The organism is Ferrovibrio sp., assembly GCF_041906005.1.
GTDB lineage: Bacteria > Pseudomonadota > Alphaproteobacteria > Ferrovibrionales > Ferrovibrionaceae > Ferrovibrio.
The window spans coordinates 57,068-82,268 of record NZ_JAYRJY010000003.1 but is presented as its reverse complement, the minus strand read 5'-3'; the positions used below and the strand labels follow the sequence as shown (position 1 = coordinate 82,268).

General features: G+C 61.1%; 22 protein-coding genes. 17 read left to right on the top strand and 5 right to left on the bottom strand.

All coding sequences use genetic code 11. From position 1 onward, the window contains the following. Positions 1 to 2 precede the first annotated feature (2 nt). The 3 genes from ACE3OO_RS19525 to ACE3OO_RS19515 are packed head-to-tail and all read left to right on the top strand — an operon-like array spanning position 3 to position 3,412. Positions 3 to 344, top strand: coding sequence for a hypothetical protein (locus ACE3OO_RS19525; protein WP_374305605.1), 342 nt, complete (start codon positions 3 to 5; stop codon positions 342 to 344). Between the two features lie 3 nt (positions 345 to 347). Next, positions 348 to 2,075 (top strand): type I secretion system permease/ATPase, encoded by a 1,728-nt coding sequence (locus tag ACE3OO_RS19520; protein ID WP_374305603.1) that lies wholly within the window; start codon positions 348 to 350, stop codon positions 2,073 to 2,075. A 5-nt stretch (positions 2,076 to 2,080) separates the two neighbouring features. Further along, positions 2,081 to 3,412, top strand: coding sequence for an HlyD family type I secretion periplasmic adaptor subunit (locus ACE3OO_RS19515; protein ID WP_374305601.1), 1,332 nt, complete (start codon positions 2,081 to 2,083; stop codon positions 3,410 to 3,412). Between the two features lie 184 nt (positions 3,413 to 3,596). On the opposite strand, the gene ACE3OO_RS19510 is transcribed toward ACE3OO_RS19515, so the two are convergent. After that, on the bottom strand, positions 3,597 to 4,523 hold the full coding sequence (locus tag ACE3OO_RS19510; RefSeq protein WP_374305599.1) for an AraC family transcriptional regulator: 927 nt from the start codon (positions 4,521 to 4,523) through the stop codon (positions 3,597 to 3,599). Positions 4,524 to 4,671: 148 nt separating this feature from the next. Between ACE3OO_RS19510 and ACE3OO_RS19505 the strand changes: the two genes are divergently transcribed. Both ACE3OO_RS19505 and rclC read left to right on the top strand, forming a co-directional pair. Beyond that, on the top strand, positions 4,672 to 5,013 hold the full coding sequence (locus ACE3OO_RS19505) for a carboxymuconolactone decarboxylase family protein (protein ID WP_374305609.1): 342 nt from the start codon (positions 4,672 to 4,674) through the stop codon (positions 5,011 to 5,013). A 21-nt stretch (positions 5,014 to 5,034) separates the two neighbouring features. Continuing rightward, positions 5,035 to 5,613, top strand: a complete 579-nt coding sequence (gene rclC / locus ACE3OO_RS19500; protein WP_374305597.1) for a reactive chlorine resistance membrane protein RclC — start codon at positions 5,035 to 5,037, stop codon at positions 5,611 to 5,613. 65 nt (positions 5,614 to 5,678) lie between these two features. On the opposite strand, the gene ACE3OO_RS19495 is transcribed toward rclC, so the two are convergent. Together ACE3OO_RS19495 and ACE3OO_RS19490 are read right to left on the bottom strand one after the other, a co-directional pair. Further along, positions 5,679 to 6,959 (bottom strand): MFS transporter, encoded by a 1,281-nt coding sequence (locus tag ACE3OO_RS19495; protein ID WP_374305595.1) that lies wholly within the window; start codon positions 6,957 to 6,959, stop codon positions 5,679 to 5,681. 18 nt (positions 6,960 to 6,977) lie between these two features. Beyond that, entirely contained in the window at positions 6,978 to 8,609 is a 1,632-nt protein-coding gene (locus ACE3OO_RS19490) for a GMC family oxidoreductase (protein WP_374305593.1), read from the bottom strand. Positions 8,610 to 8,777: 168 nt separating this feature from the next. On the opposite strand from ACE3OO_RS19490, the gene ACE3OO_RS19485 reads away from it, so the two are divergent. Next, on the top strand, positions 8,778 to 9,551 hold the full coding sequence (locus tag ACE3OO_RS19485) for an IclR family transcriptional regulator (RefSeq protein ID WP_374305591.1): 774 nt from the start codon (positions 8,778 to 8,780) through the stop codon (positions 9,549 to 9,551). Between the two features lie 21 nt (positions 9,552 to 9,572). Here the strand turns inward: ACE3OO_RS19485 and ACE3OO_RS19480 are convergent, their stop codons facing one another. After that, positions 9,573 to 10,439 carry a helix-turn-helix domain-containing protein gene (locus ACE3OO_RS19480; protein ID WP_374305589.1) on the bottom strand — a complete coding sequence of 289 codons (867 nt, stop codon included), beginning with the start codon at positions 10,437 to 10,439 and terminating at the stop codon, positions 9,573 to 9,575. 91 nt (positions 10,440 to 10,530) lie between these two features. Here ACE3OO_RS19480 and ACE3OO_RS19475 point away from each other — a divergent pair, with 91 nt between their 5' ends. The 11 genes from ACE3OO_RS19475 to ACE3OO_RS19425 all read left to right on the top strand — a co-directional run bounded on the left by ACE3OO_RS19475 (position 10,531) and on the right by ACE3OO_RS19425 (position 23,469). After that, positions 10,531 to 11,766: a CaiB/BaiF CoA transferase family protein gene (locus tag ACE3OO_RS19475; RefSeq protein ID WP_374305587.1), complete on the top strand. Its 1,236-nt coding sequence runs from the start codon at positions 10,531 to 10,533 to the stop codon at positions 11,764 to 11,766. Continuing rightward, positions 11,763 to 12,218, top strand: a complete 456-nt coding sequence (locus ACE3OO_RS19470) for a MaoC family dehydratase (RefSeq protein WP_374305585.1) — start codon at positions 11,763 to 11,765, stop codon at positions 12,216 to 12,218. Before ACE3OO_RS19475 ends, ACE3OO_RS19470 begins: the two co-directional genes overlap by 4 nt. Before the next feature lies 1 nt (position 12,219). After that, on the top strand, positions 12,220 to 13,371 hold the full coding sequence (locus tag ACE3OO_RS19465; protein WP_374305583.1) for an acyl-CoA dehydrogenase family protein: 1,152 nt from the start codon (positions 12,220 to 12,222) through the stop codon (positions 13,369 to 13,371). After that, entirely contained in the window at positions 13,371 to 14,273 is a 903-nt protein-coding gene (locus tag ACE3OO_RS19460; protein WP_374305581.1) for an acyl-CoA dehydrogenase family protein, read from the top strand. The genes ACE3OO_RS19465 and ACE3OO_RS19460 overlap by 1 nt, the downstream gene beginning before the upstream one ends. A 70-nt stretch (positions 14,274 to 14,343) precedes the next feature. Beyond that, the gene (locus tag ACE3OO_RS19455) at positions 14,344 to 15,306 is read left to right on the top strand and encodes a LysR family transcriptional regulator (RefSeq protein ID WP_374305579.1); all 963 of its coding nucleotides are present in this window, start codon (positions 14,344 to 14,346) and stop codon (positions 15,304 to 15,306) included. Between the two features lie 201 nt (positions 15,307 to 15,507). Next, positions 15,508 to 16,569 (top strand): alcohol dehydrogenase, encoded by a 1,062-nt coding sequence (locus ACE3OO_RS19450; protein WP_374305577.1) that lies wholly within the window; start codon positions 15,508 to 15,510, stop codon positions 16,567 to 16,569. 30 nt (positions 16,570 to 16,599) lie between these two features. Then, complete coding sequence (locus tag ACE3OO_RS19445; RefSeq protein ID WP_374305575.1) at positions 16,600 to 17,586, top strand: ABC transporter permease; 987 nt, start codon at positions 16,600 to 16,602, stop codon at positions 17,584 to 17,586. Positions 17,587 to 17,638: 52 nt separating this feature from the next. Beyond that, entirely contained in the window at positions 17,639 to 18,664 is a 1,026-nt protein-coding gene (locus ACE3OO_RS19440) for a sugar ABC transporter substrate-binding protein (protein WP_374305573.1), read from the top strand. 85 nt (positions 18,665 to 18,749) lie between these two features. Continuing rightward, a complete protein-coding gene (locus ACE3OO_RS19435) occupies positions 18,750 to 20,870 on the top strand; it encodes an ABC transporter permease (protein ID WP_374305571.1) in 2,121 nt (706 codons plus the stop codon). Beyond that, complete coding sequence (locus ACE3OO_RS19430; protein WP_374305569.1) at positions 20,867 to 21,967, top strand: hypothetical protein; 1,101 nt, start codon at positions 20,867 to 20,869, stop codon at positions 21,965 to 21,967. The genes ACE3OO_RS19435 and ACE3OO_RS19430 overlap by 4 nt, the downstream gene beginning before the upstream one ends. Continuing rightward, positions 21,964 to 23,469: a sugar ABC transporter ATP-binding protein gene (locus ACE3OO_RS19425; RefSeq protein WP_374305567.1), complete on the top strand. Its 1,506-nt coding sequence runs from the start codon at positions 21,964 to 21,966 to the stop codon at positions 23,467 to 23,469. The genes ACE3OO_RS19430 and ACE3OO_RS19425 overlap by 4 nt, the downstream gene beginning before the upstream one ends. A gap of 41 nt (positions 23,470 to 23,510) precedes the next feature. On the opposite strand, the gene ACE3OO_RS19420 is transcribed toward ACE3OO_RS19425, so the two are convergent. Next, positions 23,511 to 25,049, bottom strand: a complete 1,539-nt coding sequence (locus tag ACE3OO_RS19420) for an aldehyde dehydrogenase family protein (protein ID WP_374305565.1) — start codon at positions 25,047 to 25,049, stop codon at positions 23,511 to 23,513. Between the last annotated feature and the right edge of the window lie 152 nt (positions 25,050 to 25,201).

Here is a 25,201-nt window from a genome sequence, read left to right as displayed (position 1 = left end):
TCATCGCGGGCGGTGCCGGTGACGACATCATCCGCGGCGATGCCGGCCAGGATCGGGTCGATGGCGGCCTTGGCGACGACATATTGACCGGTGGTGCCGGCAAGGATGTCTTCGTATTCAAGGCGAATTTCGGCCATGACACGATCGAGGATTTCCGCACCTGCGGGTTCAGCGGCGATCATATCGAGTTTGACCACTCGCTGTTCGCCAATTTCTCTGCCGTGCTCGCCGCCAGCGAGCAAGATGGAGATGATGTCGTCATCACTCTCGACAATGACAACAGCGTCGTTATCAAAGATGTCGTCCTCACGCATCTTCATGAGAGCGATTTCCGCTTTGTTTAACGCATGACAAGCAACACCAAGCCGCCGCGGTCACCAGCCGCGGCGGCACTCTCTTCGGCCCGCGGTGCATTTCTGGCCACTGCGGGCTTCAGTGGCGCCATCAATGTCTTGATGTTGAGCGGCTCTCTTTTCATGCTCCAGGTCTATGACAGGGTGCTCGCCAGTCGCAGCGTGCCCACGCTGTTGGCACTCGTCATCTTGATCGTCATACTTTACTGCTTTCAAGGTGCTTTGGAGATGCTGCGATCCCGCATCTTCGCAAGGATCGGCCGTTCGATCGACAGCCGGCTCAGCGCGTGTGCCTTCGATGCCTATGTCGAACGAGGGATGCCGGGCGGTGCCAAGGCATCATCCCACTCGCCCTTTCGCGACATCGAACAATTGCGCGGCTTTCTCTCGAGCGGCGGCCCATCGGCGCTGTTCGACCTGCCCTGGATGCCGCTCTATGCCGCATTGCTGTTCGGGCTGCATGCCTGGCTTGGCTATATCGGGCTCGCCGGCATCGTGACTTTGTCGATGCTGACATATCTGACCGACCGCTTCAGCGCTGAGCACCAGCGCCATGCAACACTCAAGAGCAACGAGGCAACTCAGCTGGCGGAGGCGGCGCGGCGCAATGCGGAAGCGGTGCTGCCGCTCGGTATGGCGGCTCACCTGCTGCAACGTTGGCATGGCGTCGCCCAGGAGGCGGCGGTCGCCCAATTGTCCAGCAGTGACGTGACGTCGCTCTTTGCCTCGCTGTCGCGATTTGCCCGCATGTCCCTGCAATCTCTCGTCCTGGCGCTGGGGGCCTATCTCGTCATCGTGGGCGAGGTGACCGGCGGCGTGATGATCGCCTCGTCCATTCTGCTCGGGCGTGCCCTGGCGCCGGTCGAATTGGCGATCGCGAACTGGAAAGGCTTCATCGGCGCCCGACAGAGCTATCGTCGGCTGCAGAATGACCTCAAGGCACCCGCACCTGCAGCCATGGTAGCTCTGCCGACCCCTACCCAACGCCTGGAAATCGACAAGCTGACGGTGACGGCAGAGGGCGTTGCTGAGCCAATTCTGCGCGATATCGGCTTCGCTCTCGCGGCAGGCGACGGGCTCGGCATCATTGGGCCGAGCGGATCCGGAAAGTCGACGCTGGCGCGCGCCCTCATCGGCATGTGGGCGCCGGCGCGCGGGACGATCCGACTGGATGGCGCCACCCTCGACCAATGGACGCGGGCGCAGGCCGGGCGATTCCTGGGTTACCTGCCCCAGCAGATCGAATTGCTGGCCGGCACGGTCGCCCAGAACATCGCCCGGTTCGACCCCACGGCCAGTTCCGAGGAGGTGTTGCGGGCGGCCGAGCTGGCCGGCGTCGATGATCTCGTTCGCCGGCTGCCCCAGGGCTTCGACACCCAGGTAGGGGACGGAGGCCAGCGTCTTTCTGCCGGTCAACGGCAACGTATCGCACTTGCAAGGGCTCTCTTTCGCGACCCCTTCCTGGTGGTCATGGACGAACCGAATTCCAACCTCGATACCGCTGGCGATGAGGCCTTGAGCCGCGCCGTCGCGTCGGTACGTCGGCGCGGGGGCATTGTCATCGTCATCGCTCACAGGCCGAGCGCCTTGGCCGAAGTCTCTCTCGTCCTGACCCTCGTTGACGGTCGTGGGCAGGCATTCGGCCCGAAAGACGAGGTCCTGCGCCAAGTGTTGGCGCAGCCCGTTCCCGGCAAGGCCAAAGCCGTGCAGGCGGCGGAGTAGCAACCATGATGGACCAATCCACCCAAGCCACGCGAAAGGCCAGCTCGGATGACCCATGGGCTATTCGCCGTCACGTGATCGCTGGCGTCGCGCTGATCTGCCTGCTGTTTGGCGTCATCGGCGGCTGGGCGGTTGCCAGCGACATTGCCGGCGCTGTCGTCGCGGCCGGGCAAGTGGTGGTGGAATCCAACACCAAGAAGGTTCAACACCGCGAAGGCGGCGTTGTGGCGGCATTGCTGGTGCGCGAAGGCGACAGGGTTGCCGCCGGACAGATCTTGTTGCGCATGGACGATACCTTGCCGCGCGCCAATCTGGAGGTTATCCGCAACCAGATCATCGAGTTGACTGCCCGCCGCCTGCGATTGGAAGCGATGCGGGACCGCATGGCAGAGATAGCTCTTCCGGACGGATTCTCGGTCCCGGGAGATCGCCCGAAGTTCGATGTCGCTCTGCACGCCGAGCAGATTCTGCTGGCTGCCCAACGCGATTTACGGGCCCAGAAACAGAAGCAGCTCAGGGAGCAAGTGGCTCAGATCCGCCAGGAAATGAAGGGATTGACGGCTCAGTCCGCATCACGCGATGCGCAATTGCAACTGATCAGCCAGGAGCTCGTCGGCGTGCAGCAGCTGGCGACCAAGAAGCTGGTGCCATTGACCCGCGTCATGGCGCTGGAGCGGGACGCTGAACGCCTCAATGGCGAAGGCGGCGAATTGACCGCCTCGATCGCGCAGTCCAGAAACAAAATCGCCGAAATCGAGATGCAGATGACGCAGATCGATGCCGACATGCTGGCGGAAACCCTGAGTGAACTGCGCGATGTGTCTGCCAAACTGTCCGAACTGGCGGAACGCCATGTCGCTGCCGAAGACCAGCTGCGCCATATCGACGTGCTGGCGCCCCGGGCTGGCTTCGTACAGGAATTGGCCGTGCACACGATCGGCGGTGTCGTCAATCCGGGCGAAACCATGATGCTGATCGTACCTGAGGAAGACCGTCTCATTGTCGAGGCGCGGATCGACCCTCAGCATATCGACCAGGTCGGATTGGGGCGCGAAGCCTTCGTGCGTTTCAGTTCATTCAGCCAGAAGACGACGCCCGAGCTGGTCGGCAAGATCTACAGTCTCTCTGCAGATGCCACGGTCGACCAGAAGACGGGGGCCAGTTTCTATCTTGCCCGCCTGCAGTTCGACCGCGACGCTTTGCCCGCCGACTTACGCGATCGCCTCGTGCCCGGCATGCCGGCCGAAGTCTATGTGCAAACAGGCCAGCGCTCTGTCCTGAGCTATTTTCTGAAGCCGCTCACAGACCAATTGGCGCGTACGTTCAGAGAAGAATGATATTGCGAGATCCGGTCAGCCGATCACTCTGCGTCCAATCTGTCTAACCCAAGTGCGCCCATCGGCTGCGTTATGAATATGTGCGAGCCATTTTTGGTTCTCTCGTACTCGCGGATTCGCACAATGTGGAAATGGACGAACAGTTTCGCAGGTCAATTTCGAGGGATCGGTCGACCGTGATTGGTCAAGTTGTCTTGTGTGCGGGGTCGGCGCGCAATTGTCCTGGTCGTACCCCGAATTGCCGAAGAAAGGCCCGGCTGAAGGCGCCTTCGGACTGGTAGCCGATGCCGGCCGCGATGCGGGCGATGGGCTCCGTGGTGTTGCGAAGCTTTTTTGCGGCCAGCCCGAGACGCAGCTCGGTCAGGAATTCAAGCGGCGCCATTCCCCCGTTGCGCCGAAAGGCACGGACCAGGGTGGCCCTCGACGTGCCGCCATGCGCTGCCAGACTGTCCAACGTCCACTCCGCCATTGGGTCCTGGATCAGGGCGCTGACCACGCGCCCTGTCGTCGGCTGGCTCAAGAGGGCGAGCATACCCTGTGCCGACGGTTGTCCCTCGATGTGATTGCGCAGCAGCATAGTGAACAAGGCGCTGGCAAGATCGCTGGCTATGGCCAGGGGACCGGGGCGCCCGGCGTCAAGCTCATCGCGAATGGCGCATACCATCTCATGAAGAAAGGGCAGTGCAGATTTCGCCTCAAGATTTATGACGATCGTTTCCGGCAGGGTCGCCAAAATCATATTTCTTGAAGTATTCTCGAAGTGAAGCAGGCCGCAGACGAGTTCCGTATCGACCGTCTCGCCGGCCGTTTCCTTCAACCGAACGGTATTCTGAAAGCTGGTCGAGATTTGGCTGAGCGACGATCCTTGCTTGCGGGCCCGCACGACATGCCTGTCGCCATGAGGCAGCAACAGGATGTTGCCGGCACGCAAAGGCAGAGATTTCTGGCCGGCAAGGTCGATGACGCATCCCCCGCGGGTCACGATATGAAACTGAGCCGTATTGCCTGCTGTCGGCGCGTGCGACGACTGCCATGATCCGCCGAAACGGCAAAACTCCTGAAGCTCCGGCCGTACACGCAGCAAAGGAGCCAAGCCGCTCAGCGCATCCACGAAACCGTTCTCCCCAAGGCAGATCCCAAAAATGATCCGTTCGGTTATAGCATTGCGCCGGACGGGCATCAACGAAGGGCAGTGCGCGTTCCAAATCCGGTATATCAGCAATGAGCTGATCCAACCAACCGGAGACAACATCATGTCAATGCTCGACTGGAACACCTATCGAAAGCAGATCTTTGCTGGTGTGGGCGAGATCAGCAAGCTCAGCCCCGATACCGTCAAGGGCTATATGACCCTTAGCGGAGCGGGCGCCAAGACCGGCCATCTCGATGCCAAGACCCGGGAGCTGATCGCCTTGGCTGTCGCCATCAGTCTTCGTTGCGATGGGTGTATCACCGTTCATAGCGAAGAAGCGCGAAAGCTCGGCGCTACCAAAGAGGAAATCAGCGAAGCGCTCTCTGTGGCCGTCACTATCAATGCAGGAGCGGCCATTGTCTACTCGACGCGGACTCTCGATGCATTCGCTGCCGCGAGCGAAGCGTGATCGAGATATATGGAGATCGTCATGAGGAACCTGACTCACCGCGCTCTCACGCTGATTGCCGATCCGGCCTCTGGCCGGGTCGGCGTGGGAGCCATGAAAATCGCTATCGCACTGATCTTTCTGTGGATTGGCGCCCTTAAATTCGTACCCTACGAAGCCGACAGCATCACGCCCTTTGTGGCCAACAGCCCTCTGATGTCGTTTTTCTATGCACATCCGACTGAATACAAGGCTCACCTCACGCGCGAAGGCGAGCTCAAACCGGAGCAGCGCGCTTGGCAGACGGCAAATAACACTTACGGCTTTTCTAACGGCCTTGGTGCGGTGGAACTCGTCATCGGCGGGCTCGTGTTGTCCGGCCTCGTGTCGCGGAAGCTCGGTTTCTTGGGCGCGCTGTTCGCATTCGCGACGCCCTTAGTAACCCTGTCATTTCTTGTGACGACACCAGAGGCCTGGGTGCCGGCTTTAGGTGACACGCAGCATGGAATTCCTTTTTTGTCCGGGGCAGGGCGATTGGTACTGAAGGATACGGCCATTCTGGCCGGCGCGTGGTGGATTCTCGTCGATACCGCACGCGGACTATTGGGCAAATCGGTCTAATGCTGCAGAAGGAGCCTGCTGGTGGCCACCTTGAAGTGGCCACCAGCGAAATTCCCGGCAGAGGTCTATCCGCGCGACGGCTTCTTGATTGCCATGGCCGAGAACATGCTGACCAGGGCGGCGAAGACGACATAGGCACAGAGATAGTCGGGACTGCCTTCTTTGGCCGTGATCAGGTAGGTCGCGATGATCGGCGTAATACCACTCGCGAAGATTCCTGAGAATTGATAGACGAAGGAAATGCCCGTGTAGCGCACGCGCGCATCGAAGAGATCCGAAAAGAGAGCTGCCTCGGGCGCATAGCACATGGCGTAGATGATGCCCAAGGGTATCACCAGCGCCAGGCCGATGATGACCGGCTCACCCGTGCTCATCATCCAGAAGGCCGGGAAGGTGCTGATCGCCAGCAGCAGGGCGCCGATCGCATAGGTCTTCGGCCGTCCCCAATGATCCGACAAGCGGCCGAAGATGGGTATGGCGATGATCATGACGAAAGCCGCACTCGTCACCAGCCACAAGGCCGTCGTGCGGGGCACCTCGACATATTTCGACAGATAGACGATCGAGAAGACCGCAAAGACGTTAAAGAACACACCGTCGATATAGCGCGCACCCATGCCCAGCAGGATGTTCTTCGGATAGTCGCGGATGAGTTCAAGAAACGGAATTTTTGCTTCCGTCTGGCTGGCTTTGACCTTGGTGAATTCGGGGGTCTCCATGATCTTCAGGCGGATATAGAGGCCGACGGCAACCAGCAGAACACTGGCCAGGAAGGCCACGCGCCAGCCCCAGGACATGAATTGCTCGTCGGGCAGCAAGGAGGCGATGGCCGTCACCCCTGAAGACAGGCAGAGGCCGATCGCCAGGCCAATTTGCGGCAGGCTCGCGTAGAAGCCCCGTTTATGCGCCGGTGCATATTCATAGGCCATGAGAACGGCGCCGCCCCATTCGCCGCCGATGCCGATGCCCTGGGCAATGCGCAACAGCAGAAGCAGGATGGGTGCCGCGACGCCGATCTGTTCATAGGTCGGCAGCAGGCCGATGAGGACCGTGGCGACGCCCATGATCATGAGCGTCATGACAAGCATGTTCTTGCGTCCGATCCGGTCGCCAAAATGACCGAAAATGACGCCGCCGAGCGGGCGTGCAACAAAGCCGATGGCGAAGGTCGTGTAGGCGAGCAAGGTCGAAACGACGGGATCGTCGGCCGGAAAGAACAGCTTGTTGAAAACGATGCCGGCGACAATGCCGTACAGAAAGAAATCGTACCATTCGATGGTGGCGCCGATGACGCTAGCAAATACCACCCGCCTCAATTGGCCGGGTGTCGGTTCATTGGTCTGCATGTTCCCCTCCCATACGTTTCATTGTTTGATGGCGTCTTGGTCGATATCCTCTTGAATGAGATCGGCAGCCTTTTCGGCGATCATGATCGTGGGAATGTTCGTGTTGCCTGAAACAAGGGTCGGCATGATCGAGCAGTCGGCGATCCACAGATTGGGGATGCCTTTGACCCGCAGCCGCGGGTCGACGACCGTCATCGCGTCCCCGGCAGGGCCCATGCGGCATGTGCCGGCCGGATGGAAAATAGTGGCGCCATGATTGCGGGCGAAGTCCAGCAGGTCGCCATCGGTCGCGCGGGGCGAGCCCGGCAGGACTTCCTCTGCAATGTAATCCGAAAGCGGTGCCGTGCCGGACAGCCGGCGTGCAAACTTCATCGCGGCGACGGCGCAGCGCTGGTCGTCTGCCGCGGTCAGATAGTTTGCCAAGATGCGTGGGGGCTGCAGCGGATCGGCAGAGGCAAGTGCAATTGTGCCGGTGCTTTGCGGGCGCAGCTGGCATACCGACAATGTGATGCCGGGAAAGTCGTGAACCTTGCCGCCCGCCATGTCCGCCGACAGGGTCGCAATATGGAACTGGATGTCGGGCGTGTGCGATTCCGGCAGCACCCGCGTGAACAGGCCGCACTGATTGATGCCGATGGCCAAAGGACCGCTACGATGGAGAAGCCATTCCAGCCCGATACGCATACGCCCGCCGAGGGATCGCAAGGCATCGTTGGTGGATATCGGCCGTTTCAGCCGATAGATAAGGCGGATCTGCAGATGGTCCTGAAGGTTGCCGCCGACACCCGGCAGATCCGCCAGCACGGGTAAGCCGAGCCCTGAAAGCTGCCCGGCCGGGCCGATTCCGGAGAGCATGAGTAGCTGCGGCGATTGCACAGCGCCCGCCGACAGGACAACACCGCGTCGCGCCCGAAGCGAATGCCGCCGGCCTTGCGAGATATATTCGACACCATTCGCACGCCGGCCGTCGAAAAGAATGCGAGTCGCCTGGGCATTGCAGTGAATAGATAGATTGTGACGATTGCGCGCCGGCCGCAGATAAGCCACGGCGCTGCTCATGCGCCAGCCATTGCGGGTGGTGAGTTGGTAGTAGCCCACACCTTCCTGACGCGCGCCGTTGAAATCCGCAGTGCGCGGCACGCCGCATTGGCCGGCGGCATCTATGACGGCTTCGACGATTTCATGCTTCTGCTTTATGCCGCTCACATGCAGGGGCCCGTCCTGCCCATGCAGCGGGTCATTTGGGAATGTCGGGTTTGTTTCGAGCCTCCGGAAGTAGGGCAGGACGCCATCCCATCCCCAGCCCGGATTGCCCAGGCTTTCCCAATGTGCGTAGTCTTCGCGTTGCCCGCGGACGACGATCAAGCCATTGATGGAAGACGAACCGCCGAGCACACGCCCGCGCGGCCAGTAGATGCGCCGGCCGGCCATGGTCTGCTCGGGTTCCGTATAGAACTGCCAATTTACCCGGGGGTCCCACATCGTCTTGCCGTAACCGATCGGCAAATGGATCCAGAAGTTTCGATCCGGCGGACCGGCTTCCAGCAAGGCGACCGTGTGCCGCCCGTTCTGCGACAGGCGATTGGCCAGCACGCATCCGGCCGATCCGGCCCCGACGACGATGAAATCGACTTCGTTCGCGACACTCATGGCGGTGTCTTCTCCCCTGACCTAAAACGCTGAAGAAGATCCTAAGCCGTGTCAACATAAAATGAGACAAATTGTCTCAATAAATGAGATTTTATTGCGCTAGCAGCGACAAAACTGGTCGGCAGGGCTATCCTGCGGGAAAATATCAATAAGGACCGGGGGAGATGCGTGGTCGAGAAGACACCTGAAATGCGCGAAGGTGGTTCTGCCGTGGACCGCGGCCTGGATCTGATCGAGGCGGTCGCCATGGCCGGCCGGGCGCTGACCGTCGCAGAACTGTGCGGCCTGCTAGATCTGCCCAAGCCCACGGTGCACCGACTTTGCCAGCGTCTCGCCGGGACCGGCTATCTGGCGCGCGAACCTGGCGGGCATCATTACGGTGTCGGGCCGCGGCTGATGCGGGTCGGGCTAGCCGTACAGCGGGGCGGGGCAGGGCCGGAACGTCGCGCCATTCTGAAAAGCGTCGTCGACGAGATCGGCGAGACCTGCAATTTCACAGCCCTGGCTGGTGACGAGGTCATTTATCTCGACCGCGTCGAGGCGCGCTGGCCACTGCGCCTCCACCTCGAACCCGGTTCGCGCGTGCCCTTGCATTGTACGGCGAGCGGCAAGCTGCTGCTGGCCTACCTTCCGGAACCGCGCCGGGCGCGGATATTGCGAGCCATCGATTTCTCGCCTTTCACGCCGGGGACGATCACCAGCCCGTCGGCTTTTGCCGCTGAGTTGGCGAGTATTCGCCGGCAGGGGTACAGCCTTGATCGCGAGGAGTTTCTGCTCGGCCTGGTCGCGATCGCCGTTCCCGTCAGTGATTCAAGAGGCGAAGTCCTGGCGGCCCTGGCCTGTCACGCGCCCAGCGCTCGCTTCAGTCTCGCCAGAGCGGTCGAGTGTTTGCCCATCCTGCGCCGCGCTTCTGCGCAACTGGCGGATACCTTGCCGGCATAGGGCGGAGCGCCATGGTGCGGCTCAGCATCCGGTCGCGACGGCAATCGCGTCGGCGGCTGCCTGCAAGGGTGCCAGATAGCGCTTCACCGCTTCTTTTTCCGATACGGCTTCAAGGAAGAAGGAGATGTTGAGCGCAGCGATCGGTTCGTTGCCAGCGCGCACGGGCACGGCAATCGCCGACACCATGCCGTCATAGGCGCTGCGGCAATAATCGGGATGCATGCTGCCATATCCGCGCCTGGCAACGTTCCGAAAGTAGGAATCGGCCGATTTCGGGTCGCGCGCCAGATCGTTCCAAGATTCCGGCTGATCGCTTAGCCGGGCAAGGATCTCGGCGCGCTTGGCGGGATCGATGAAGGCGAGATAGACCGTGCCGAGTGAGGTGCCGAGCAGCGGCGCGCGGAAGCCGCTGCGGCGATTGAAGGACAGGCGGCCATTGCCGCGGCTGGTCTCAACCACCACCATGCCGTCATTGTCGTAGATGGCAAGATCAGATGGCCAGACCACCTGCCGTTGCAGCGTCGCAAGAATGGGTGTTGCTGCCATGGCAAGGGATCTGCGCTGATCATAGCCCCGGCTGAGTTCAAGTGTCCGGCTGGTCGGCAGATAGAACGCGCGGCTTTCGTCTTTCACGATCATGCCGGCATGCTCAAGTGTTTCCAGCATGCGGACGACCGTGGCCGAACTTAGGCCGGATGTCTTGTGAATGCGGGCGAAAGTCGGCTGCTCCAGTCGATTGACGATTCCAAGTATGTCGAAAGCCCTGAGAACCGCCGTCACCGGCCTGAATGACGTCATCGTCCTCGTTTCCTTTTGCTCGCGCCCCACATCACCATCGACCGCCCGAGATTGACAGTCTTGGGCGGCTGGTGTTACCTCGATCTTCAAATAATGAACTATAACTTCACTAGATGAAGTAAACAAGTGCGACGCGGTGCTCGGCCGTCAGGGGGCGAATTTGGGAGATACAGCAGCACCGTTGGCCGGCATTACGGTCCTCGACCTCAGCCGGGTATTGGCTGGTCCCTGGGCCACGCAGATGCTGGGCGATCTTGGCGCCACCGTTATCAAAGTAGAGCGACCGGACGGCGGCGATGATACGCGCCTCTGGGGCCCACCCTTCCTGCAGGATGGGCGAGACGACAGCGACGCCGCCTATTACCTCTGCGCCAACCGTAACAAGTCGGCCATTGCCATAGATTTCTCGACTCCGGAAGGCGCTGCCCTGGTGGCCGACCTGGCCAAGCGGGCCGATATTCTGGTCGAGAATTTCAAATGCGGCACGCTCGCGAAGTATGGCCTGCACTATGCCGCCATGCAGGCGGTCAACCCGCGCCTGATCTATTGCTCCATCACAGGCTTCGGCCAGACCGGCCCCTATGCCCGGCGCGGGGGCTATGACTTTCTGATCCAGGCAATGAGCGGCCTGATGAGCGTCACCGGACGTGCGGACGGCGAAACCGGTGATGGCCCGTTGAAGGTCGGCATTCCGGTCTCGGACCTATTCACCGGCATATATGCGGCAAACGCGATATTGGCGGCGTTGCATCATCGACACAGCACTGGTTTGGGGCAGTTCATCGATTGCGCTCTCCTCGATTCCCAGCTTGCGGTCCTGGCCAATCAGGGGGCCAATTTTCTGCTGGGTGGGCAGGTGCCGATAAGACGCGGCAACGCGCATCCGAATGTCGTGCCCTACCGGGACTTTCCGACCGGCGACGGCACGATCGTCATCGCCGTCGGCAATGACGCGCAATTCCTCGCCCTTTGTCGATTGCTCGATCTCTCCGACATCGCGGCCGATCCGCGCTTTACGTCCAATGCGAAGCGCTTGCTGCATCGTGACGAGCTTGAGCTCCGCCTGCGGCGGGCAACCGCTTCCCGCTCGAGTGCCGATCTGCTGGCCGCCATGGAGGCGCATGGTGTGCCGGGCGGTCCGATAAACACGCTGAATGAGGTGGCGCGCGATCCGCAGGTAAAGGCGCGCGGAATCATCAAGGAGATGACGCGGGATGACGGCACAAAGATTCGTGCCTTCGGCTATCCGGTGCAGTTTTCACGGTCACAACCCGTCCATGACAAGGCGCCACCGCGTTTTGCTCAAGATACGGCCGACGTCCTCACGCGTCTGCTTGGGCTCAGCAAGGACGAGGTCGACGCCCTTGGCGCCAAGGGCGTGATCGCCATGGAACGTGACGCGAGGAATAAGGAATGAGCACCAAGCTGCTGATGCCGGGCTATTTCTGGCAGGATCTTGCCATCGGCGACCGCTTCCAAACTCTCAAGCGGACCGTGACGGAAGCCGATCTGGTCAATTTCATATCGGCGACCGGAATGCTCGAGGCAATTTTCATTGATGCGCATTACGACGGCGGGGCCATTGCCGGTCGGCCGGTTCCCGGTGCACTGACCTGCGCGCTGATTGAAGGAATGCAATTCCAGACCCTCTTGCAGGGGACCGGTCTCGCGATGCTCGAGATGAGCGTGAAGGCGACCAGTCCGGTCTGCGTTGGCGATACGATCGATGCCGTCATCGAAATCACAGACGTCCGCCCGACCTCCAAAGGCGGCCGGGCGGTGGTGAAATCCAAGGTCGAAATCTTCAATCAGCACCGCACCTTGGCAATGGTCTACGAAGTCGCGCGCTTGCTGATGGGGCGCGAATAGCATGGCCGGCAACGGCCCCAATCCACAGATTCCGCCGCGGGATGAAGCGCTGCGCGCCGACCTGCGTGCCTTTCTGGCTGAGTATCTTGCCGAAATTCCGCTGCCGCGGCGTGCCCGCTCCTGGATGGGTTTTGACGCCGACTTTACCCGGGAGCTGGGTGCCCGCGGCTATATCGGGCTTACATTGCCAAAAACCTATGGCGGCGGCGGTCGCTCTGCCTTCGCCCGCTTCGTCGTGGTCGAAGAGTTGCTGATCGCCGGCGCTCCTGTGATCGCCCATTGGATCGCAGATCGGCAGACGGCACCTTGCCTGCTGCGCTTCGGAACGGAAGAACAGCGACGGCGATTCATTCCCCCAATTTGCCGGGGCGAGCTTTTCTCCTGTATCGGCATGAGCGAGCCGGATACCGGGTCGGATCTCGCCAGCGTGCGCACAAGGGCCGAGCGCATGAATAAAGGATGGCGGCTCAATGGCCGCAAGATATGGACAACCAATGCGCATCGATCACATGTCATGCTGGCCCTCGTCCGTACCGCCGGTACGCGCGAAGATCGACACAAGGGACTGTCGCAGTTCCTGATCGACCTCAGCCTCCCCGGTATCTCCATCCGGCCCATTCGCGACCTGGCCGGCGACGATCATTTCAGCGAGGTGTTGTTCGACGACGTTCTCCTGCCGGATGACGCGTTGGTCGGACGGGAAGGTGCCGGCTGGGAGCAGGTCAATGCCGAACTGGCCTTCGAGCGGAGCGGGCCAGAGCGGTTCCTATCTTCCATGATTCTGGCGGATCAATGGCTGGCTCATCTAAGGTCAGTTAGCCGTGCGGATGCTTACGCCGAGCAGATTGTGGGCCGGATCGCCAGTCGGCTGGCGGCGTTGCGAACCCTTTCCCTCGCCGTCACGGCAAAGCTGGATCAGGGCGAAAGCCCGCTCGGCGATGCGGCGATCGTCAAGGATCTCGGCACCAGCTTTGAGCAATGGCTGCCCGAGGCAATCGCCAATGTGATCGGATCAGCGCCCGACGAACCCGCGCCGCACACACTCCTGCAGACCCTAGCCTATATGCAAAGCATGTCGCCCTCCTTTTCCCTGCGCGGTGGCACGCGTGAGATCCTGCGCGGCATGATCGCGCGTGACGCGGGGCTGCGCTGATGCACGACCTTGTGGCCGCCATCGCCGATCGATTGTTTTCGGCCTACACGCCGTCACTGGTGCGCGCCTTGCAAGGCGGTATCAAGGATCCGCTTTGGGCAGAGGTCGAATCTTCCGGCTTTCTTGACCTGCTGACCGGCGAGACTGTCGATGGCGAGGCTTTCTCTGCCCTCCTGCCTCTCCTACGCGCTGCCGGCTATCATGGCGTGCCGGCGCCCATTGGCGATACGGTCTTGCTGCGCGGAGCGCTGGGTGGCAAGGCGCCGGCAGGTTCAATCGCCATCGAGCGCCCGGGGCAGGCTTGCGGGTATTGCCCGGACTGGCTCGCCACAAGAGATGATGTCGGAATGTTTCTGAGATCGGCCGATGCGCAGGCGCTGGGCGGGCGACTCTCTCCCGGCATCGACTGTTTTGCGCTCGGTGCCCTGGCAAGCGCCATTAAGATGGCTGGAGCGATGGGTCGGATCCGCGACATGACCATCCAATATGCCAAAGACCGTCAGCAATTCGGTCGGCCGATCGCCGCCTTTCAGGCTATTCAGCAGATGATCAGCCGCATGATTGAGCAAGTGACCCTCGCTGAGGCGGCTGCCGGAATTGCCTGCAGCGCGCGGAACAGCGTGATAGATCTCGACCGAACCCGTATTGGTGTCGCCAAGACCGTCATTGGCGAGGCCGCGGTCTGTGTCGCAGAGATTGCCCATGCGGTGCATGGCGCGATCGGCATGGCGGATGAATGCGATCTCCATATTTACACGCATATTCTGCAGCGGGAGCGCTTGGCATTCGGCGGCGAACTCTATTGGGCGCGTTTGATCGGGCGTACCGTTCTCGCAGCGGATCAGCCCTACCTGCTTGATTTTGCCAGAAGACTTGAGGCGAGCCATGATGCCGGGGTTTGAATCGGGCAAAGAAGCATGTATGCAGTTGTTATCGTGGTGTGGCTGGCAGCGCTGTGGCGAGGAGACTTGAATGGATTTGCGCCAATTGCGCTATTTTGTTGCGATCGTGGAGCATGGTTCTTTTTCCAAGGCGGCCAATCAGCTGCGCGTGGCGCAACCGGCCCTCAGCCAGCATTTGCGGCATATGGAGGAAGAGCTCGGCGTGACCTTGCTGCATCGGGGCACGCGCGGTGTATTGCCAACCGAAGCGGGGGAGCGGCTGTTGCAGCGCGCCAAGGCGATCCTCACCGAATTCGGTGAACTGCGCGATACGGTGCGCGGCGAGAAAAGCGCTCCCGTCGGCGAAGTCTGCTTCGGCATACCCGGCACAGTCAGCGAGTTGCTCAGCGTGCCGCTGATCGAAGCCGCCCAGGCGCGCTATCCGACCGTGCGTATCCGCATCGCCGAGGCGATGAGCGGGTATATCCTGGACTGGCTGCGGCGCGGTGAGGTCGATCTCGCCATGATCTACAGCACATCGAACCCGGGCGGCCTTGCCATTCATCATGCCTTGACCGAGGAACTATGCCTTTTCGGCTCGACCGAGCTTGAGACTTGTCAGGTCGCGACCGGCAATCCGGTGACATTGGCCGAAGCCGCAAACCTAGATCTCATCCTTCCCGGCCCGGCGCACGGCCTGCGTGATCTCATTGAAGAGGCTGCCCTTTCCATCAATGCGCCGATCTGGCCGGCGATCGAGATCGATTCCTATGGGCAGATCAAGCAATTGGTGCAGCGGGGCCGCGGCTTCGGCATCCTGCCGCGCACGGCCATCGCGCGCGAAGTGAAGGCAGGCATGTTCAACAGCTGGCCGCTGACGGCACCGCCGCTGACACGCAAGGTGTTTCTTGCTTATTCGACTGAGCGACCTTTACCGGCGGCCGTCCGCGCCATCGGGCAGCTTGCCTGGGAAACATTGCGTCAATTGGTGCAGGACGGTGCCTGGGCCGCCAATCTTGCCGACGAGAGTAATCGGCCCTCGCTCTATCTGTGATTTAGATGTGCGGATAGTGGCGCCGGCGCAACCATCAGTACGCCACCATGTCTGCGGCCGTCCCGCCTGCACATAGAGCCATAATTTTGGCTTATGTGCCTTAGAACAAATCTGTTCATTTTCCTATTCCGGCCCGGTGTTATCGTGCCGGCAACAAAAAGTCAGTCCAAAAGGACGGCGATGTCAGGGGAGTTCAAGAGAATGCAGGGTTGGGCCGTCGTCGAGATTGGTGCGCCGCTCAAAGAGATCAGTGCGCCCACGCCTGAACCGCAGGGCAGCGAAATCCTGGTCGAGGTGACGCATTGCGGCGTGTGCCATTCGGACCTCTATTTCCAGGATGGCTACTACAATCTGGGTGGTGGCAAGCGTCTATCACTGGAAGATCGCGGCGTGAAGTTGCCGCTGGTTCTGGGGCATGAGACCGTCGGCCGCGTCGCCAAGCTGGGGCCGGATGCCAAGGGTGTCGCCGTCGGCGACCAGCGTATCGTCTATCCTTGGATCGGTTGCGGTGCCTGCAAGCGTTGCAGCAGTGGCAATGGCCATATCTGCCTGACACCCCGCACGATCGGCGTCTTTCGTGCCGGCGGCTACGGAACTCATGTGATGGTGCCGAGCAGCGAATTCCTGGTCGATCTCGGCGGCGTGGACCCGGCCGTGGCCGCGACCTACGCCTGTTCCGGCGTCACCGCCTATTCCGCCATCGCCAAGGTTATGCCGCTGGAGGCCGACGAACCGATCGTCCTCATCGGCGGCGGCGGGCTCGGCATTGCCGCCATCAAGATTCTGAAGGCGTTGAAGCATAAGGCCATCATCGTGGTCGATCAGGACAAGGCCAAGCAGCAGATTGCCTTGCAGGCCGGGGCCAGCGCTGCCGTCGGCGGCAAGGGTACGGATATCACGGCCGATGTCATCAAGGCAGCCGGCGGTTCAGTCATGGGCGTCATCGATTTCGTCAACAGCACGGATACCGCGCGGGTCGGCGTCGACGTCCTCAACAAGGGCGGAACGCTGGTTCTGGTCGGCCTCTATGGCGGTGATATCACCTTGTCCTTGCCGATGCTGCCGTTGAAGGCTCAATCGATCCGCGGCAGTTACGTCGGTAGCCTGCAGGAATTGCGTGAACTGGTCGAACTGGCCAAGACCGGCGGACTAGAACCGCTGCCGGTCGAACGGGTCGATCGGGCGCTTGCCAATGACGCCATTGATCGTGTTCGCCGGGGAGATGTCAAAGGGCGCCTTGTGCTTGCATCGGCACCCTTCTGAGCGCCTGACGGCCAAGTGAAAGCGATCGTAATGAACCTCCGCGGCAGCCTCAGGAAATTCAACCAGGAACGGATCGTCTTCAGTCTGGCGATCATCCTTTTCGTGACCTTTTCCCTCAGTCTCGATCGATTTCTGACGCCGGAGAACATCGTCTCGCTGCTGCGCAGCGTCGCCGTGCTGGGTGTGCTTGGGCTGGCCATGGTTATCGTCGTGCTGGGGCGCGGCATCGACCTTTCCTTGGTGGCAAACATGGCGATCTCGGTCGCCTGGACGTTCCAGCTGATCAATACCGGCATGGCGCTTGGCCCCGCCATGGCCATCGGTCTTGCCTTTGCCGTCGGCATGGGGTTGGCGAGCGGCATTCTGGTGGCTTATGCCGAGATTCCGGCGCTCTTCGCCACCCTGGCGATGGCGACTTTCATCTATGGCTTCGGCCGTGCCCATCTCATCACCGGCACCGACGTCGTCTACATGCCGCGCGATATCGGCTGGATCGCTGCCGTTGGGCAGGGCGGGCTGTTCAGCATCCCCATGCCGATCATCGTTGCTGCAGCCACGGCGCTCATTGCCTTCGGATTCCTGCGCTATACGAAGCACGGCCGCTTCATCTATGCGATGGGCGACAATTTCGCGGCAGCCCGGATCGGCGGCATCGCGGTCCGACCCATGCTCGTCTTCCAATATGTGCTGGCCGGCGGCATCGCCTATCTTGCCGGCATCATCACCGCGACTTCGGTCGAGGCGATGAACACGCGCATCGTCAATTCCAACATGATCTATGACGTCATCCTGGTGGTCGTGCTGGGCGGCGTCGGCCTCAGCGGCGGCAAGGGCGGGGTTCGCAACGTCATCGTCGGCACGCTGCTCATCGGCACGCTGCTCAATGGCATGACGATCATGGACATTCAATACACCGTTCAAAACGTCATCAAGAGTCTCATCCTGCTGCTCGCCATCATAACCGACAGTGTCGTCAATCCGCGTGACGAGCAGACAGGACAACAAGGGGATATCTAGCCCCAAATCTCGATCGCGGCATAAGCCGGCGATCAACAACTGGGAGGTTGCAATGGGTAGCTTCAAGTTCGCGCGCTTTGTCACCACGGCCTTGTTCGCGTCATTCCTCGGTTCCGCCGCCGCCATGGCGGACGATATGAATGATCCGTTCCGCCAGCCGGCGCTGGATGCGCTGAAGGGCAAGACGATCGCCTATCTGCCGATCTCGGCCGGTTTCGATCTTGCGCAGGCCTGGGGCGGCGTCACCAAGCTCGGCGCCGACCGGCACGGCATGAACTTCTCGGTGCAGGATCCCAACTGGAACACGGATGCGATGGCGCAGGCATTCACCTCGCTGATCGCCGATCATCCCGACGTCATCGTCACCCAGAATCCCGATCTGCAATCGCTGGCGCGCCTCCTGAAACAGGCCAATGCCGAAGGCATCTACGTCATTCAGGTGAACATGCAGGGTGCGGTGCAGACCGACGCCTTTGTCGGTCCCGACTTTATTGCCATGGGCGAGCAGGAAGCGAATCTGATGATCAAGGCCTGCGGCAAGGACAGCGGCAAGTCGGGCAAGATTTCCATCGTGCAGGGCGTCCTCACCGGCGGCGTCAGCTATTACCAGGTGCAGGGCATCATGAATGTGCTCAAGGATCATCCGGAGATTGAAGTCGTCTCCAGCCAGGCAGCTGATTGGGATGCCAGCAAGGCGCGCGCCATCACCGAAACCGTACTGCAGCAGCATCCGGATCTCTGCGGCGTCATCGACGTCTGGGACGGACAGGGCATCGGCACGGGCGCCGCGATCAAGCAGGCCGGCAAGCAAGGCCAGGTCTATTTCCTGACCTCGGGCGGCGGTGCGCAGAGCATGTGCGACGGCCTGGCGGATGGCACCTATTCCGCGGCGATCAACTACAATGCCGAAGGCATGGGTCGCGACATCTTCACGGCGATCAGCACCCTGCTGCAGGCCAAGCAGGAGCCGGGCGCCTTCAAGGCCCAGATCTATTCGCCGACGCGTCTGATGACCAAGGATGACGTGAAGCCCGGCACCTGCTGGGATCCCGAACAGTATGCCAAGCTCCTGCGCTAACTGTCCTGCGGGCGGCCGTCTCTGGCGGCCGCCCCTCTTTTCTATCCCGCCTTGGTACCGTTAGAAGAATAAGGGAAAGTCCGCTTTGGCCGCTTCCAGCAGTCTGGTGAAATGGCGCTATCGCCTGATCCCGGACCATATCATCGGTGAAATTCTGTCGAAGAAATGGATCGATAACGCGATTCCATTCATGGTTCTCCTGCTGGTGATCGCCGTCTTCGGCAGTCTCATTCCCAATTTCTTCACGGCCGGCAATCTCGCGATCAATGCGCGCCAGCTCGGCGAATTCGCCCTGGTCTGCCTCGCCATGATGACGGTCCTGATCGGCGGCGGTATCGACCTCAGCGTCGGTTCGAATTTCGCGCTGGGAAATTTCGTGGCTCTGGCCTTGCTCAATCTGGCTGGCTGGCCGATCGGATTTGTCATCCCCGTCGTCATCCTCATCTGCGGCACGGTCGGGCTGGTCAACGGCATCCTGGTCGGCTATCTGCGCCTGCGTGCGTTTCTGACGACTCTGGTGACGCTCATCATCGTCCGCGCCATCGTCGACATGCTGCTGCTGCGCTATGCCCAGGACATGTCCGTGGCCTTCGTCCAGTCCGATACCTGGGATTACATGGGGATGGGCAGCATCCTTGGCTTCCCATTCAGCTTCATCGTCCTCGTCGTCCTGACCCTCATCGGCCATATCCTGCTCACGCGCAGCCGGCCCGGCTGGCGCGCCATGGCCATCGGCGGGTCGCGGCGCTCGGCGCACAATATCGGTATCTCGGTGCGTCGCACCGTCTGCGCCACTTATGTGATATCCGGCATGCTGTGCGGCCTCGGTGGCCTCCTCTATGCAGCACGCCTGGGCGGCGCGGGCACAGATACCGGCATGGGTCTTGAAATCGCGGCACTCACGGCCGTGGTTCTGGGCGGTAACAGCCTGGGCGGCGGTCGTGGGTCGATTGCCAAGGCGATGATCGGCGCCGTTACGGTCCTGCTGATGACCAATGGCGTGATCAGGCTCGGCCTCAACAGCGGCTCAGGCCCGATGGTCCTGGGGCTGACGCTGATCTTCGCCGTCTTTGTTGATGTGAGGTGGCTGAAGAATCGCGACAAGATCCTGTCCAAGGTCTATGTCTCGCCGGCCTATATCGAATTGCCCAAGCCGGCCTCCACCGTGCCCGGGTCGGGATCGCCCTTTGCAGTCAATGACCGGCTGCGTCAGGTCGAAATCATCGGCTTGGGCCAGGTCGAGGCGCCGGAGGATGTGATCCTCGACGCCGATGACAATCTCTATTGCGGCACCCGGCATGGTGACATAGTCCGCTTCTTTGCGCCGACCTATGAGAAGCATGAAATCTATGCGCATATCGGCGGCCAGCCACTCGGCATGTCGATCGATCGCGATCAGAATCTGCTCGTTTGTGTGGGCGGAATGGGTCTCTACAAGGTGGCGCGTGACCGGACGGTCAGCAAGGTCACGGACGAGACGAACCGCTCGCTCCTTTCCATCATCGACGATTCACGGCTGCGGCTCGCTGACGATCTCGACATCGCGCCGGACGGCCGCATCTTCTTCAGTGAAGCGACTATCCGCTATGAAATGCATAGCTGGCCGGTCGATGCCCTGGAAAGCCGCGGCAATGGTCGCATCATCTGCTATGACCCGCGCAACGGCCAGACGAAGACGGTCCTCCGTGGCCTGATCTTCCCCAACGGCATTTGCCTGTCCTACGATAAGCAGTCGATCCTGTTTGCGGAGAGCTGGGCCTGCCGCGTCAGCCGCTACTGGTTTGACGGGCCGAAAGCGGGCAAGGTCGAAGTAGTGCTCGACAATCTGCCGGGCTATCCGGACAACATCAACCGTGGCTCCGACGGGACCTACTGGCTGGCCTTGCTCGGCATGCGCTCGCCGGCCCTGGACGTTGCCCTGCGCATGCCGGATTTCCGCCGTCGCATGGCACGCCGAATCGCGCCGGATGAATGGCTCTATCCCAACCTCAATACCGGCTGTGTTGTCCGTTTCAACGACAAGGGCGAGGTGCTTGAATCGCTCTGGGATATTGGCGGCGCCAATCATCCGATGATCACCTCAATGCGCGAGCATCGCGGCTGGCTCTATCTGGGTGGTATCGCCAACAATCGCATTGGTCGCTATCGCCTGCCCGATGCCGATCCGAACTGGACCGGCCCGCAGACCTATTGGGGGCAGCCATGATCGTCCAAGCTCTCAACGCTTGTCTTGATCGCTTCCTCGGGCGCGGCGATGCCTCGGTGACCGTGCCGCCGATGGACGGCGCGCTGAAACCGAACAATCTGCTCGACGAAGCGCAATCCGTCGCCATGTTGACCGAGCCGGACAATCTGTTGTTCCACGATGGCGCACTTGTCTGCTCCAGCGGCGCCGAATTGCTCAAGATCGATCCGGCCGCCGGTCGAACCGAGGTCCTGCAACGTTTCGATGGACCGGTCACGGCTATGGCCACGGGCGGCGCCGAACATTTGGCGGTAGCGACCGCCAGCGGTGAGATCCGGTTCTTCGGCGGCGCGGTGGGGCGCGTGCTCGGCAAGGCCGGCGAACAGCCACGGGCCTCTGTCACAGCCCTGGCGTTCCTCGATCCCTTGACCCTGCTGGTCTGTATCGGCTCTGCCGAAAATCCGATCGCCGCGTGGCAGCGTGACCTGCTGATGGGCGGGCGGTCTGGCTCGCTCTGGCGCTTTGATCTTGCGACCGGCCATGCCAAGAAGGTTGCCGGCAATCTGGCCTATCCAAATGGGATCTTTATCGAGTCCGGCGGACGACATGTTGTGATCAGCGAAAGCTGGGGGAAGCGCCTCCTCCGCATCGATATCGCCAACGGCCGCTCCGAGGTCGTGCTTGACGATCTTCCGGGCTATCCCTCCCGTATCTCTTCCTCCAGTCGTGGCGGTGCCTGGCTTACCGTCTTTGCGCCGCGCAGCCAGCTGATCGAATTCGTTCTGCGGGAACGAAAATATCGCAATGCCATGATGGCGGAAGTGCCGTCGGAGCTGTGGATCGCCCCGGCCTTGCGCAGTGGCATCTCTTTCCAGGAACCGATGCAGGGCGGCGCGCTTAAGCAGATGGGCATCCTCAAGCCATGGGCGCCGACGCGCTCCTACGGACTGGTCGTCGAACTCGATAGGCAATTTGAAGCGCTCCGCAGCCTCCATAGCCGCGCCGCGGGCCGACGGCACGGAATCACCAGCGCGGTTGAAATGGGTGGCGCCCTATGGCTGTCGAGCAAAGGCGGTGACGAAGTATTGAAATGCGATGTCGCGACGGTGCAGCCATGAACATGCAGCCATTGCTTGAGATGAAGGCTGTCTCCAAGGAATACCATGGTGTTCCAGCCCTGCGGGACGTGAGCTTTTCACTGATGCCGGGCGAGGTGCACGCGCTTCTTGGTGAGAACGGCGCGGGGAAATCGACCCTCACCAAGATGATCGCCGGCGTCACCGAGATCACCAGAGGCGAGATGATGTTCGGCGGCCGGGCTGTTTCCTTCGCCAACCCTGCCGAAGCACTCCGCCACGGCATTGCCATGGTGTTCCAGGAAACGAGCCTCATTCCCTCATTGACCGTAGCGCAGAATATCTATCTGGGGAATGAGAAGTTTCTCAACAGATTGCGCGGCATTTACATCGCGGCGCAGCAATTTCTGCAATCGCTGAACTTCGCCGTCGATCCGACCATGAACGTCTCAGCGCTGGGTGCGGCGCAGAAGCAGATGGTCGAAATCGCCCGTGCCGTTCATCACAAGGCCAAGGTCATCATCTTCGATGAACCGACGGCAACATTGACGCCGGAGGAGAAACACCATTTCTTCGCGCTGGTCGACCGCCTGAAGAAGAGCGGCGTCTCGATCATCTTCATTTCCCATGCGCTGGAAGAGGCGTTGGCGATCTCTGACCGCATCACCATTCTGCGCGACGGGCAGCATATCATTACCGATGATGCCAAGAAATTCGACCGCGACATGATCATTCGCGCCATGGTCGGACGCACTTTGTCCGACGAACTCTATGGTGGCGGCGCAGGCAAGCGGCAGGCGCGTCCCTATGGCCGCAAGGTGTTGAGCATCCAGAACCTGTCGATGGGGCGGATGGTGCGCAACACCTCCTTCTCCATCTATAGCGGGCAGATCACCGGCATCTTCGGTCTTATCGGTTCGGGCCGTACGGAAACGGCCAAGATCATCGCCGGTGTCGTCAAGCGCGACCTGTTTCATGGCGGAGAGGTGCGGCTGGACGGCAAGGCCGTGCGTTTCCGTGTGCCGCGCCCGGCGGTCAAAAGTGGCATCGTCTATGTGACTGAAGATCGCAAAATCGAAGGTTTCTTCGAAACCATGTCGATTGCTGAGAACATCTATACGAGCCTGCTGTCCGCAGACCTCAACAAAAGCATGATCGTCAGCCGCTCAGAAATGCTCAATCTTGCCAAGGAATGGACAACGACCCTGAAAGTGCGGGCGATCGACAGTTCGGCCCGGGTCATCGAACTCTCCGGCGGAAATCAGCAGAAAGTGGTGATTGCCCGCTCGCTGGTGCAAAAGCCGCGCGTCGTCATCTTTGATGAACCGACGCGCGGTGTCGATGTGGGTGCGATTGCCGAACTTCACCAGATCATCAAGGATCTCGCGGAATCGGGCATCGCCGTCGTCGTGATTTCGTCTTATCTGCCGGAAATCCTCAATCTGGCGGACCGCATCCTCGTGTCGCGCCAGGGCCGCATCGTGGAGGAATTCGCCGTTGAGGAAGCGACTGAAGAAAACATCATGTATGCCGCGGTGCACTGATGAAGGGGGAGCGGCACATCCGGCCGCTCCCGCGCCATGGCTCAGCCGTGCCGATTGACGATCGTCTTGGTCGCTGCGAATTCGTGCAGCGCCAGGAAGCCCTTCTCGCGACCATGACCGCTCTTGCCGGTACCGCCGAAGGGAAGCTCGACACCACCACCGGCACCATAGCCGTTGATATAGACCTGGCCGGCGCGGATTTTCCTGGCCATGCGCTGCTGGCGGCCACCATCGCGAGTCCAAACGCCGGCGAGGAGGCCATAATCGGTGCCGTTGGCAAGAGCCACCGCATCAGCCTCATCCTTGAACGGCAGGGCGGCGAGGACCGGACCGAATACTTCATCGCAGGCCAGACGATTGGCCCTCGGCACCGGGCCGAACAAGGTCGGTTTGATGTAGAAACCACCCTTGGGCGCGTCAGCGGCGATGCTGCCCTCAGCGATCACGGCGATGCCGTCCTGGCGGGCGAGGTCGATGAAGCGCTGGACGCGCTGCTGCTGCCTGGCATTGATGACGGGTCCGCAGTCGAGATCCATTTCCGGCGTGCCGGCGCGCAATTGTGCGAACCTCTCGGCGAGTGCGCTTATGAAGCGGTCGTAGATGCTCTCTTGCACCAGTACTCGGCTGCCGGCCGAACAGGTCTGGCCGGTATTCTGCACGATGGCCTTGCAGACGACTGGGATCGCAGCGTCGAAATCGGCATCTTCGAAGACGATCTGGGGCGATTTGCCACCCAGTTCCAAAGTGCAGGGCACATAGTTGTTGGCGGCCGCCTGCTGTACCAGCCGGCCGATTTCGGGCGACCCGGTGAAGGAGAGGAAGCCGATGCCGGGATGACCGGCAAGTGCCGCGCCTGCCTCGCTGCCGCGTCCGGTCACGATATTGATGCTGCCATCCGGAAACCCGATCTCGGTCGCCAATTCCGCAATACGCAGTGCCGAAAGGCACCCGTCTTCGGCCGGTTTCAGCACAACCGCGTTGCCCATCGCGAGCGACGGTGCCAGCGAGCGCCCGAACATCTGCGCCGGATAGTTCCAGGGCAGGATATGCCCGGTGACGCCAAAGGGCTCATGAACCACCGTCACCGTATAGCCGGCCATGAACGGAATGACCTCGCCATGCACCTTGTCGGCGGCAGTGCCGTAGAACTCGAAATAGCGAGCCGTCGTCTCGATATCAACGCGCGCCGTCGTCATCGGTTTGCCGGTATCTGTCGCCTCGGTCCGGGCGAGTTCATCGAGATGGTCAAGAATGCGCACGCCCAGGCGCGTGAGAAGACGACCGCGTTCGGTTGCGGTCAGGCGGCCCCAGGGGCCGTCGAACGCGCCCCGTGCGGCAGCGACGGCACGGTCGACATCGGTGGCTTTGCCGCAGCTGATGGTTTCGATGATCTCTCCGGTCGCAGGTGCCAGGACCGGCATGCTGTCGCCATCGGCGCTGGCAAGGCTGGTGCCGTTGATGAAGTGTTGTTTCATGGATGTTTCCTCGATGATCGAAGCAGTTGCCGCGGCGCATCCACGCTGCCGGACCTGTCTCGATGCTTGTTGGTCGTAACAGACGAGCGACAGAATGGACCGCATCCGCGCGTGGCGACAATGAACAAATTGCTATGCCTGCTAGAGCAGGGCGCTATGGCGCTGGGTGCAGCTCAGAACCTATCGAGTTAACGTTTCCATATATGTTTTATCGCGAAATCCTATTTGACTTCATGGGCGGATCAGCGAGTTTCAGG

Bases quoted from the DNA above. Each gene is read 5' to 3' on its own strand.
- ACE3OO_RS19520 (WP_374305603.1), top strand. From the start codon at position 348: ATGACAAGCAACACCAAGCCGCCGCGGTCACCAGCCGCGGCGGCACTC.
- ACE3OO_RS19515 (WP_374305601.1), top strand. From the start codon at position 2,081: ATGATGGACCAATCCACCCAAGCCACGCGAAAGGCCAGCTCGGATGAC.
- ACE3OO_RS19505 (WP_374305609.1), top strand. From the start codon at position 4,672: ATGCTCGACTGGAACACCTATCGAAAGCAGATCTTTGCTGGTGTGGGC.
- rclC (WP_374305597.1), top strand. From the start codon at position 5,035: ATGAGGAACCTGACTCACCGCGCTCTCACGCTGATTGCCGATCCGGCC.
- ACE3OO_RS19495 (WP_374305595.1), bottom strand. From the start codon at position 6,959: ATGCAGACCAATGAACCGACACCCGGCCAATTGAGGCGGGTGGTATTT.
- ACE3OO_RS19490 (WP_374305593.1), bottom strand. From the start codon at position 8,609: ATGAGTGTCGCGAACGAAGTCGATTTCATCGTCGTCGGGGCCGGATCG.
- ACE3OO_RS19470 (WP_374305585.1), top strand. From the start codon at position 11,763: ATGAGCACCAAGCTGCTGATGCCGGGCTATTTCTGGCAGGATCTTGCC.
- ACE3OO_RS19465 (WP_374305583.1), top strand. From the start codon at position 12,220: ATGGCCGGCAACGGCCCCAATCCACAGATTCCGCCGCGGGATGAAGCG.
- ACE3OO_RS19460 (WP_374305581.1), top strand. From the start codon at position 13,371: ATGCACGACCTTGTGGCCGCCATCGCCGATCGATTGTTTTCGGCCTAC.
- ACE3OO_RS19455 (WP_374305579.1), top strand. From the start codon at position 14,344: ATGGATTTGCGCCAATTGCGCTATTTTGTTGCGATCGTGGAGCATGGT.
- ACE3OO_RS19450 (WP_374305577.1), top strand. From the start codon at position 15,508: ATGCAGGGTTGGGCCGTCGTCGAGATTGGTGCGCCGCTCAAAGAGATC.
- ACE3OO_RS19445 (WP_374305575.1), top strand. From the start codon at position 16,600: ATGAACCTCCGCGGCAGCCTCAGGAAATTCAACCAGGAACGGATCGTC.
- ACE3OO_RS19440 (WP_374305573.1), top strand. From the start codon at position 17,639: ATGGGTAGCTTCAAGTTCGCGCGCTTTGTCACCACGGCCTTGTTCGCG.
- ACE3OO_RS19430 (WP_374305569.1), top strand. From the start codon at position 20,867: ATGATCGTCCAAGCTCTCAACGCTTGTCTTGATCGCTTCCTCGGGCGC.
- ACE3OO_RS19425 (WP_374305567.1), top strand. From the start codon at position 21,964: ATGAACATGCAGCCATTGCTTGAGATGAAGGCTGTCTCCAAGGAATAC.
- ACE3OO_RS19420 (WP_374305565.1), bottom strand. From the start codon at position 25,049: ATGCGGTCCATTCTGTCGCTCGTCTGTTACGACCAACAAGCATCGAGA.